Source organism: Pseudomonas sp. P5_152 (genome assembly GCF_033989915.1).
Taxonomy (GTDB): Bacteria; Pseudomonadota; Gammaproteobacteria; order Pseudomonadales; family Pseudomonadaceae; genus Aquipseudomonas.
The window spans coordinates 2437523-2447500 of the sequence record NZ_JASFAH010000002.1; the positions used below are offsets into that span (position 1 = coordinate 2437523).

The window sequence follows — 9978 nt, forward strand, 5'->3', positions numbered from 1 at the left end:
TCGTGCAAACCCCATGGTTTGCGCCACCGCATCGGGTGGTTACAGCACGTTATCGACACCGACCCAATCGGCTGCCAATAACGGAAAAAGGCCGGTGGCAAGAGCCACCAGCCATCAGCCTTTCGCTTAACGCTCGGGCTGGAGACGCAAAGTCGAAGCTTACTTCAGCTCGACTTTAGCGCCTGCTTCTTCCAGAGTTGCTTTGGCTTTGTCAGCTGCGTCTTTCGAAACAGCTTCCAGAACCATGGCAGGAGCGCCGTCAACTACAGCCTTGGCTTCTTTCAGGCCCAGACCGGTCAGTTCACGTACTGCCTTGATCACGTTTACTTTCTTCTCGCCAGCTTCGGTCAGCATGACGTTGAATTCGGTTTGCTCTTCAACAACGGCGGCAGCAGCAGCTGGACCAGCCGATGCAGCAGCAGCGGAAACGCCGAATTTTTCTTCGAAAGCTTTGATCAGCTCAACAACCTGCAGAACCGACATTTCAGCTACGGCGTTGAGGATATCGTCTTGGGAGATAGACATTGCTGTATTTCCTGAATTGGGGGACGGCCTACGCGGCCATCGAAATAAACAAAAATACGCGAGAGAAAGTGCTCAGCCTTAGGCTGCGGCAGCTTCTTTTTGCTCGCGAACTGCAGCCAGAGTACGAGCCAACTTGCTGGTAGCGCCTTGAATCACGCTCATCAGCTGAGAAATAGCTTCGTTACGGGTCGGCAGTGTTGCCAGTACGTCGATTTGGTTAGCTGCGAGGAACTTGCCCTCGAACGCAGCTGCCTTGATCTCGAACTTATCCTGACTCTTGGCGAATTCCTTGAACAAACGGGCAGCAGCGCCTGGATGATCTTTGGAGAACGCGATCAGAGTCGGGCCGGTGAACACGTCGTTGAGGACACTGTATTCAGTGTCAGCAACAGCGCGCTTGAGCAGGGTGTTACGTACAACACGTACGTATACGCCAGCTTCACGAGCCTCTTTACGGAGTCCGGTCATAGCGCCTACTGTCACACCACGGGCATCAGCCACGACAGCGGACAGAGCAGCTTTGGCAGCCTCGTTGACTTCAGCGACGATGGCCTTCTTGTCTTCGAGATTAATTGCCACGGGTTTAACTCCTGCTTGTTACCGTTTCATCTGGCCGGAGCCGGATGTCGTTTTGGTGTCTGATTCGGTAAGGAACCGGGAGCACCATCTGCGTAGGCTTGTGGTTTAAGACTTACGTCGCCTACGGTCTTGGATAGCCCCCGCCAGGCAGGGACCCCAATTTTTTCAATTGGCGTGATTTCTCACGCCAATGTATTGCTTATACGTCCAGCGAGCCTTGGTCGATGACCAGACCTGGGCCCATAGTGGTGCTCAGGGTAACGCGCTTGACGTAGATACCTTTCGAGGAAGCTGGCTTGATACGCTTCAGATCAGCGATCAGGGCTTCAACGTTTTCCTTCAGCTTGACGGCGTCGAAACCGACTTTGCCAACGGAAGTGTGGATGATGCCGTTTTTGTCGGTGCGATAACGAACCTGACCAGCCTTGGCGTTTTTAACCGCGGTAGCTACGTCTGGAGTTACGGTGCCGACTTTAGGGTTAGGCATCAGACCACGTGGACCGAGGATCTGACCCAACTGACCTACAACGCGCATTGCATCCGGGGAAGCAATAACGACGTCATAGTTCAGGTCGCCGCCTTTCATTTCGGCAGCCAGGTCGTCCATGCCAACGCGATCGGCGCCAGCGGCCAGAGCAGCTTCAGCTGCCGGGCCTTGGGTGAAGACAGCAACACGTACAGTCTTGCCAGTACCGTGTGGCAGCACAGTAGCGCTACGAACGACCTGGTCGGATTTACGTGGGTCAACGCCCAGGTTTACAGCAACGTCAACGGACTCGCTGAACTTGACAGTCGACAGCTCGGTCAGCAGGGCAGCAGCGTCTACAAAGTTGTAGGACTTGCCCGCTTCGATTTTGCCGGCGATAGCCTTTTGGCGCTTGGTCAGCTTAGCCATTACACACCCTCCACGTTAAGGCCCATGCTACGAGCAGAACCGGCGATAGTACGCACGGCTGCTTCCATATCAGCTGCAGTCAGATCCGCGTTTTTGGTTTTCGCGATTTCTTCCAGCTGAGCACGAGTTACGGTGCCAACCTTAACGGTGTTAGGACGAGCGGAACCGCTAGTCAGACCAGCAGCCTTCTTCAGCAGAACCGAAGCAGGGGTCGACTTGGTTTCGAACGTGAAGCTACGGTCGCTGTAGACAGTGATGATCACTGGAGTCGGCAGACCTGGCTCAAGACCCTGAGTACGGGCGTTGAAAGCCTTGCAGAATTCCATGATGTTCACGCCGTGCTGACCCAGGGCCGGACCAACAGGTGGGCTTGGGTTAGCCTGAGCGGCCTTCACTTGCAGCTTGATGTAAGCGGTAATCTTCTTGGCCATGAGGCACTCCAATTACGGGTTCAAACGCCTCGAAAGGCTCCCCGGTTACTTGCGCGTTTATCCCAGTGACGACAAAACCCCACAGCCTAGGGCTGCGGGGTTGGGATGCTTGTTCGGCTAGACCTTTTCGACCTGGCTGAACTCTAGCTCTACCGGAGTAGAGCGACCGAAAATGAGCACTGCCACTTGGATCCGGCTCTTTTCGTAGTTAACTTCTTCGACCGTGCCATTGAAATCGGCAAACGGACCGTCGGTGACACGAACCACTTCGCCCGGCTCGAACAACGTCTTCGGCTTCGGCTTGTCGCTACCATCAGCAACACGACGCAGAATCGCTTCTGCCTCTTTATCAGTGATCGGTGCAGGCTTATCAGCGGTACCGCCGATGAAACCCATCACCCGAGGAGTGTCCTTGACCAAGTGCCAAGTACCCTCGTTCATATCCATCTGGACCAGCACATAACCAGGGAAGAATTTGCGCTCGCTTTTGCGTTTCTGGCCATTACGCATTTCAACCACTTCTTCAGTGGGAACCAGAATTTCGCCGAAGCCATCTTCCATGCCAGCCAGCTTTACGCGCTCTACCAACGAGCGCATGACATGCTTCTCGTAACCCGAGTAAGCATGCACAACGTACCAACGCTTAGCCACGGGACACCCTTAGCCAACAATCAAGGAAACAAGCCAACCGAGCAGGGAATCAAGCCCCCACAACAGCAACGCCATAACCAGAACAACAGCCACCACAATCAAGGTGGTCTGCGTGGTTTCTTGGCGAGTTGGCCACACGACTTTACGAATCTCGGTGCGAGCTTCCTTAACCAGTACAAAGAAAGACTTGCCCTTCGCTGTTTGCAGGCCTACAAAGGCAGCTGCAGCAGCAATAGCAAGCAAAGCGAGTACACGGTACAGGATCGGCGAAGCAGAGTAATACTGATTGCCAACAACGCCAACAACCACCAAAGCAGCTACTACTAGCCACTTAAGCAGATCGAAGCGAGAGCCTTGAGCTTCAGCCTTAGGAGTCATCTATGAAGATCCTGTGAAAAGAAAGCCAGACACACTGAGTGAATCTGGCAGGTCAGGAGGGAATCGAACCCCCAACCTACGGTTTTGGAGACCGTCGCTCTGCCAATTGAGCTACTGACCTAAAACAAAATCAGGCCGACCATTATGCCGGCCTGAAAAAGACATTACAACAACTTACTCGATTACTTTGGCTACGACGCCAGCGCCGACGGTACGACCGCCTTCACGGATAGCGAAACGCAGACCATCTTCCATCGCGATGGTTTTGATCAGAGTGACAGTCATCTGGATGTTGTCACCTGGCATTACCATTTCGACGCCTTCCGGCAGTTCGCAGTTACCGGTCACATCAGTGGTCCGGAAGTAGAACTGTGGACGGTAGCCTTTGAAGAATGGCGTATGACGACCACCCTCTTCCTTGCTCAGAACGTAAACCTCTGCAGTAAACTTGGTGTGCGGCTTGACAGTACCCGGCTTGACCAGGACCTGACCACGCTCAACGTCATCACGCTTGGTGCCACGCAGCAATACGCCACAGTTCTCACCAGCACGACCTTCGTCCAGCAACTTGCGGAACATCTCAACACCCGTGCAAGTTGTCTTGACCGTGTCACGAAGACCAACGATCTCAACTTCTTCCTGGATGCGAACAATGCCACGCTCTACACGACCAGTCACAACCGTACCACGACCAGAGATCGAGAATACGTCTTCAATTGGCATCAGGAACGGCTTGTCGATAGCACGCTCAGGCTGCGGAATATAAGTATCCAGAGTCTCGACCAACTTCTTGACGGCAGTAGTGCCCATCTCGTTGTCGTCTTGACCATTCAGCGCCATCAGCGCCGAACCAATGATGATCGGAGTGTCGTCACCCGGGAAATCGTAGGTGCTGAGCAAATCACGCACCTCCATCTCAACCAGCTCCAGCAGCTCAGCATCGTCAACCATGTCAGCCTTGTTCAGGAAGACCACGATGTACGGAACGCCTACCTGGCGGGACAACAGGATGTGCTCACGGGTTTGCGGCATCGGACCATCAGCGGCCGAGCAAACCAGAATTGCGCCATCCATCTGAGCAGCACCGGTAATCATGTTTTTTACGTAGTCGGCGTGACCTGGGCAGTCCACGTGTGCGTAGTGACGCACGGCCGAATCGTACTCAACGTGAGCGGTGTTAATGGTAATGCCACGAGCTTTTTCTTCAGGGGCGCTATCGATCTTGTCGAAGTCGACCTTCGCCGAACCGAACACTTCGGAGCAGACACGAGTCAGAGCAGCAGTCAGAGTAGTTTTGCCGTGGTCGACGTGACCAATGGTGCCTACGTTGACGTGCGGCTTATTACGTTCGAACTTTTCCTTAGCCATCGAATTCACCCCTACAGAGAAGAATTAAACAAGTCACACTAGCCATTAAAACAAAGGCAGATATTTTCATATCTGCCTTGTTATATGGAGCTCTTGAGCGGATTTGAACCGCTGACCTCACCCTTACCAAGGGTGTGCTCTACCAACTGAGCTACAAGAGCGAAACACTTTGCACAACCTGCAAACTTGGAGCGGGTAGCGGGAATCGAACCCGCATCATCAGCTTGGAAGGCTGAGGTTCTACCACTAAACTATACCCGCGTAAGCTTGCAGCTCACGCTAAAAATGGTGGAGGGGGAAGGATTCGAACCTTCGAAGTCGTAGACGTCAGATTTACAGTCTGATCCCTTTGGCCGCTCGGGAACCCCTCCTAAGCGAGCCGGCATTCTACATCATGCCAGCCTTCTGTCAAGCATTTTCTCATTAAAAACCTGAGGTTAGCTGCGTTGACCGTGCTTCGCGATGTTTGCCGTTAAAGGCCTTCACTGCGTAGCGGGCGCCATTCTATGCAACCTATTGAGCAGTTGCAACCCCCTCGCACCGCATTATTTTATGTTTTAACTCATTGAATTCATTAACAAGCTTCTGCAAGGCAGCGTCATCGGCCAAATGCCGGGTTTGCGGGGATACGCGCATCCAGAAGCCGGCTGAATCTGGCAGCGAAGTTGCCAGCTGTTGCACCTTGATATCGAGCGCAGCCAGCCGCCCCTCGAATGCCCTGGCCGTCTCCTGGCGAGCAAATCCGCCCAGGTACAGGCAGCTCTCATCCGCCGACTCAGCCCTGGACGTGTCGCGCGCCACTGCGGAGCTCCTGGTTTCACTCAACAGCCGGATATCCTGCTGCGACCCCTTATACAAACTTAGCGGAGTAACGTCCTTGGCACGCAAGGGCACCTCCTGCTGATGCCAGACGTAATAGAAGACGTTAAGAACCAACAACAGCAGAAACAACCAACGCATAAGAACCTCAGGACAATGGACAGGCCATGGCCAGACCCACGAATACAAGATCCGGCACTACCCGCGCTTGCGGGACGACGCCGGACACCAGGTCCGCGTCGCCGCCGGTGAGAAACACGCTGAAATCTTCGCCCCAGTACTCACGCGCCAGTTCCAGCTGAGTCAGGACAAACCCACGCAGCATCAATGAACAGCCACGCTCTACCGCCTCAACCGTATTACGACCCGGCGCGAAACTTTCCAGCGCCCGAGAGGCCGCGATGTCGTCATAACGAATGCGCCGGGTGTGCGTGCGTAATTGATGACGCATCAGCGGCATACCCGGGCAAATGAAGCCCCCCAGGTGTTTGCCATCAGCAGCAATGAAGTCGGCTGTCAGTGCCGTACCGAAATCCAGTACCAGACAGGCCCCTGCGGCCAGGTGATAGGCGCCGAGCATGGCCAACCAGCGATCGAGGCCGAGTCGCTGAAAATCCTCGTAACCATTCTCAACCCCGGACATCGACCTGGACGGCGCCGCACACAGCGCGAAAACACCAAATGCATCGGCCAATGCCGTCACCAACGCTGCCGTTTCATCATTGGTGCGCACACTGACCAGGCGACAGTACTTGAGATCCAGCCCCACACAGCCGCGCAGACCCTCCAGCAGGGCCAGGTCCGAGTCCACCACACCCTCGGCAAACAGATGCGTGGCGTCTGCATGCAGCACGCGCCACTTGATAAAGCTATTCCCACAGTCGAGCTCAAGAATCATCGCGCAGCCTCAAACTTAGCTCGCCACCACTAAAAACCTTTTCCACGCCGTCGACTTTCAAGCGCAGCGCACCTTGCCCGTCGATACCCATCACCACACCATCAATCCGGTTCACCCCGGCAATCAGCGATACCGCACGCCCTTGCCAGAGGTGACCTTGCTCCCACTGCGCCTGCAGCACCGAAAAACCTGCAGACTGGTGACGATTAAGGTGTTCCTGGAGCACACCACCGAGGTGTGCCACCAGCAGATTACGATCAAACCCCTTGCCCGCCTCCAAGTACATGGAGGTCCACTGCTGATCGACCTCATCAGCCTCCTGCATATTCACGTTGATCCCCACACCCAGGACAACGTGGCACACATCAGCAGGATCTCCGACCAACTCCAACAATATGCCGGCGATCTTTTTCTCGCCAACCAGTACATCATTGGGCCACTTCAACCCCGCCCCAGCAATGCCCAGGTCTCTCAAAGTCTGCATCACGGCAAGGCCTACCACCAGGCTCAAGCCCTCCAACTGGCGCATACCACCATCGATACGCAGCACTAGGCTGTAGTAAAGGTTTTCGGCAAAGGGACTGACCCACTTGCGACCCCGGCGACCACGACCGGCCGTTTGCCGCTCCGCAAGCACCAGGAACGGCGCCGCCATCCCCCGCTCGATTGAACGCAGGGCTTCGGCATTGGTTGAATCAAGCGAGTCAAAGACCAGCACCGGCCATTGACTGGACGGCGAATGCTCAGCGACCCCGGCCGGATCGAGCAGCGTCAGGGGCGCGCGCAACTGATAGCCGCGACCGCGCACCTTATGAATAGTGAGACCCAACTCCGCCTCGAGATGCTGGAGTTGCTTCCAAACAGCACTCCGGCTGATCCCCAGAGCAACGCCAAGCGCTTGCCCGGAATGGAAACGACCATCTTTCAAGAGTTTTAACAACGTCAGCATGCAAGTATCGCCTCACAATGAGGCCCGCATGATAGCCATGCCCCGAGCTGTTGCATAGAAACCCTATACGCCAACTTTCTCGCGGACAAAAACAAAACCCCTACCTGCATACGCAGATAGGGGTTTCGGAATTTAATCTTGACGATGACCTACTCTCACATGGGGAAACCCCACACTACCATCGGCGATGCATCGTTTCACTGCTGAGTTCGGGATGGGATCAGGTGGTTCCAATGCTCTATGGTCGTCAAGAAATTCGGGTACTGAGTCGTGGCCAGATGACCTCGCTTCAGCAAATTGGGTATGTGATAGCTTTCGGTGTTGTGTGTTGCTTTGAGCAGATTCGAACTTTCGGTTCGTTTCGTCTTCACACACCGCAATCTGATGCTTCTTTCGAAGTAGTCAAATTGCTTGGGTGTTATATGGTCAAGCCTCACGGGCAATTAGTATTGGTTAGCTCAACGCCTCACAGCGCTTACACACCCAACCTATCAACGTCGTAGTCTTCGACGGCCCTTCAGGGGACTCAAGGTCCCAGTGAGATCTCATCTTGAGGCTAGTTTCCCGCTTAGATGCTTTCAGCGGTTATCTATTCCGAACATAGCTACCCGGCAATGCCACTGGCGTGACAACCGGAACACCAGAGGTTCGTCCACTCCGGTCCTCTCGTACTAGGAGCAGCCCCTCTCAAATCTCAAACGTCCACGGCAGATAGGGACCGAACTGTCTCACGACGTTCTAAACCCAGCTCGCGTACCACTTTAAATGGCGAACAGCCATACCCTTGGGACCGGCTTCAGCCCCAGGATGTGATGAGCCGACATCGAGGTGCCAAACACCGCCGTCGATATGAACTCTTGGGCGGTATCAGCCTGTTATCCCCGGAGTACCTTTTATCCGTTGAGCGATGGCCCTTCCATACAGAACCACCGGATCACTAAGACCTACTTTCGTACCTGCTCGACGTGTCTGTCTCGCAGTCAAGCGCGCTTTTGCCTTTATACTCTACGACCGATTTCCGACCGGTCTGAGCGCACCTTCGTACTCCTCCGTTACTCTTTAGGAGGAGACCGCCCCAGTCAAACTACCCACCATACACTGTCCTCGATCCGGATAACGGACCTGAGTTAGAACCTCAAAGTTGCCAGGGTGGTATTTCAAGGTTGGCTCCACGCAGACTGGCGTCCACGCTTCAAAGCCTCCCACCTATCCTACACAAGCAAATTCAAAGTCCAGTGCAAAGCTATAGTAAAGGTTCACGGGGTCTTTCCGTCTAGCCGCGGATACACTGCATCTTCACAGCGATTTCAATTTCACTGAGTCTCGGGTGGAGACAGCGCCGCCATCGTTACGCCATTCGTGCAGGTCGGAACTTACCCGACAAGGAATTTCGCTACCTTAGGACCGTTATAGTTACGGCCGCCGTTTACCGGGGCTTCGATCAAGAGCTTCGCGTTAGCTAACCCCATCAATTAACCTTCCGGCACCGGGCAGGCGTCACACCCTATACGTCCACTTTCGTGTTTGCAGAGTGCTGTGTTTTTAATAAACAGTCGCAGCGGCCTGGTATCTTCGACCGGCGTGGGCTTACGGAGCAAGTCCTTCACCCTCACCGGCGCACCTTCTCCCGAAGTTACGGTGCCATTTTGCCTAGTTCCTTCACCCGAGTTCTCTCAAGCGCCTTGGTATTCTCTACCCAACCACCTGTGTCGGTTTGGGGTACGGTTCCTGGTTACCTGAAGCTTAGAAGCTTTTCTTGGAAGCATGGCATCAACCACTTCGTGTTCTAAAAGAACACTCGTCATCAGCTCTCGGCCTTAGAATCCCGGATTTACCTAAGATTCCAGCCTACCACCTTAAACTTGGACAACCAACGCCAAGCTGGCCTAGCCTTCTCCGTCCCTCCATCGCAATAACCAGAAGTACAGGAATATTAACCTGTTTTCCATCGACTACGCTTTTCAGCCTCGCCTTAGGGACCGACTAACCCTGCGTCGATTAACGTTGCGCAGGAAACCTTGGTCTTTCGGCGTGGGTGTTTTTCACACCCATTGTCGTTACTCATGTCAGCATTCGCACTTCTGATACCTCCAGCAAGCTTCTCAACTCACCTTCACAGGCTTACAGAACGCTCCTCTACCGCATCACCTAAGTGATACCCGTAGCTTCGGTGTATGGTTTGAGCCCCGTTACATCTTCCGCGCAGGCCGACTCGACTAGTGAGCTATTACGCTTTCTTTAAAGGGTGGCTGCTTCTAAGCCAACCTCCTAGCTGTCTAAGCCTTCCCACATCGTTTCCCACTTAACCATAACTTTGGGACCTTAGCTGACGGTCTGGGTTGTTTCCCTTTTCACGACGGACGTTAGCACCCGCCGTGTGTCTCCCATGCTCGGCACTTGTAGGTATTCGGAGTTTGCATCGGTTTGGTAAGTCGGGATGACCCCCTAGCCGAAACAGTGCTCTACCCCCTACAGTGATACATGA

Annotated in this window: 10 protein-coding genes, 4 tRNA genes and 2 rRNA genes (1 of these 16 running past the window's edge); all 16 read right to left on the reverse strand. The window is 54.3% G+C overall.

Annotation, left to right across the window (positions count from 1 at the left end):
* Nucleotides 1-159: 159 nt before the first annotated feature.
* A complete protein-coding gene (rplL, locus tag QMK50_RS11150; protein ID WP_025215758.1) occupies nucleotides 160-525 on the reverse strand; it encodes a 50S ribosomal protein L7/L12 in 366 nt (121 codons plus the stop codon).
* Between the two features lie 78 nt (nucleotides 526-603).
* Nucleotides 604-1104: a 50S ribosomal protein L10 gene (rplJ, locus tag QMK50_RS11155; protein WP_003176433.1), complete on the reverse strand. Its 501-nt coding sequence runs from the start codon at nucleotides 1102-1104 to the stop codon at nucleotides 604-606.
* 199 nt (nucleotides 1105-1303) lie between these two features.
* Nucleotides 1304-1999, reverse strand: coding sequence for a 50S ribosomal protein L1 (gene rplA, locus QMK50_RS11160; protein WP_003176434.1), 696 nt, complete (start codon nucleotides 1997-1999; stop codon nucleotides 1304-1306).
* Nucleotides 1999-2430, reverse strand: a complete 432-nt coding sequence (rplK, locus tag QMK50_RS11165; protein WP_007933726.1) for a 50S ribosomal protein L11 — start codon at nucleotides 2428-2430, stop codon at nucleotides 1999-2001. The genes rplA and rplK overlap by 1 nt, the downstream gene beginning before the upstream one ends.
* Before the next feature lie 117 nt (nucleotides 2431-2547).
* The gene (nusG, locus tag QMK50_RS11170; RefSeq protein WP_003186097.1) at nucleotides 2548-3081 is read right to left on the reverse strand and encodes a transcription termination/antitermination protein NusG; all 534 of its coding nucleotides are present in this window, start codon (nucleotides 3079-3081) and stop codon (nucleotides 2548-2550) included.
* A 9-nt stretch (nucleotides 3082-3090) separates the two neighbouring features.
* The gene (gene secE / locus QMK50_RS11175; protein ID WP_095166158.1) at nucleotides 3091-3459 is read right to left on the reverse strand and encodes a preprotein translocase subunit SecE; all 369 of its coding nucleotides are present in this window, start codon (nucleotides 3457-3459) and stop codon (nucleotides 3091-3093) included.
* A gap of 45 nt (nucleotides 3460-3504) precedes the next feature.
* Nucleotides 3505-3580, reverse strand: a tRNA-Trp gene (locus QMK50_RS11180).
* Nucleotides 3581-3633: 53 nt separating this feature from the next.
* Nucleotides 3634-4827 (reverse strand): elongation factor Tu, encoded by a 1194-nt coding sequence (gene tuf / locus QMK50_RS11185; RefSeq protein WP_010467251.1) that lies wholly within the window; start codon nucleotides 4825-4827, stop codon nucleotides 3634-3636.
* Nucleotides 4828-4912: 85 nt separating this feature from the next.
* A tRNA-Thr gene (locus QMK50_RS11190) sits at nucleotides 4913-4988 on the reverse strand.
* A 26-nt stretch (nucleotides 4989-5014) separates the two neighbouring features.
* Nucleotides 5015-5088 (reverse strand) — tRNA-Gly (locus tag QMK50_RS11195).
* Between the two features lie 25 nt (nucleotides 5089-5113).
* Nucleotides 5114-5198: transfer RNA gene (locus QMK50_RS11200), tRNA-Tyr, on the reverse strand.
* A 142-nt stretch (nucleotides 5199-5340) separates the two neighbouring features.
* The gene (locus tag QMK50_RS11205) at nucleotides 5341-5787 is read right to left on the reverse strand and encodes a hypothetical protein (RefSeq protein WP_095166156.1); all 447 of its coding nucleotides are present in this window, start codon (nucleotides 5785-5787) and stop codon (nucleotides 5341-5343) included.
* A gap of 7 nt (nucleotides 5788-5794) precedes the next feature.
* Nucleotides 5795-6544, reverse strand: a complete 750-nt coding sequence (locus tag QMK50_RS11210) for a pantothenate kinase (protein ID WP_159998191.1) — start codon at nucleotides 6542-6544, stop codon at nucleotides 5795-5797.
* Nucleotides 6534-7493, reverse strand: a complete 960-nt coding sequence (gene birA, locus QMK50_RS11215; RefSeq protein WP_159998193.1) for a bifunctional biotin--[acetyl-CoA-carboxylase] ligase/biotin operon repressor BirA — start codon at nucleotides 7491-7493, stop codon at nucleotides 6534-6536. The genes QMK50_RS11210 and birA overlap by 11 nt, the downstream gene beginning before the upstream one ends.
* 136 nt (nucleotides 7494-7629) lie before the next feature.
* Nucleotides 7630-7745 (reverse strand): 5S ribosomal RNA (rrf, locus tag QMK50_RS11220).
* A 170-nt stretch (nucleotides 7746-7915) separates the two neighbouring features.
* Nucleotides 7916-9978 (reverse strand): 23S ribosomal RNA (locus QMK50_RS11225); it runs 828 nt beyond the window's last position.

Coding starts and splice junctions, on each gene's coding strand:
- rplL (WP_025215758.1), bottom strand. CDS start 525: ATGTCTATCTCCCAAGACGATATCCTCAACGCCGTAGCTGAAATGTCG.
- rplA (WP_003176434.1), bottom strand. CDS start 1,999: ATGGCTAAGCTGACCAAGCGCCAAAAGGCTATCGCCGGCAAAATCGAA.
- rplK (WP_007933726.1), bottom strand. CDS start 2,430: ATGGCCAAGAAGATTACCGCTTACATCAAGCTGCAAGTGAAGGCCGCT.
- secE (WP_095166158.1), bottom strand. CDS start 3,459: ATGACTCCTAAGGCTGAAGCTCAAGGCTCTCGCTTCGATCTGCTTAAG.
- tuf (WP_010467251.1), bottom strand. CDS start 4,827: ATGGCTAAGGAAAAGTTCGAACGTAATAAGCCGCACGTCAACGTAGGC.
- QMK50_RS11205 (WP_095166156.1), bottom strand. CDS start 5,787: ATGCGTTGGTTGTTTCTGCTGTTGTTGGTTCTTAACGTCTTCTATTAC.
- QMK50_RS11210 (WP_159998191.1), bottom strand. CDS start 6,544: ATGATTCTTGAGCTCGACTGTGGGAATAGCTTTATCAAGTGGCGCGTG.
- birA (WP_159998193.1), bottom strand. CDS start 7,493: ATGCTGACGTTGTTAAAACTCTTGAAAGATGGTCGTTTCCATTCCGGG.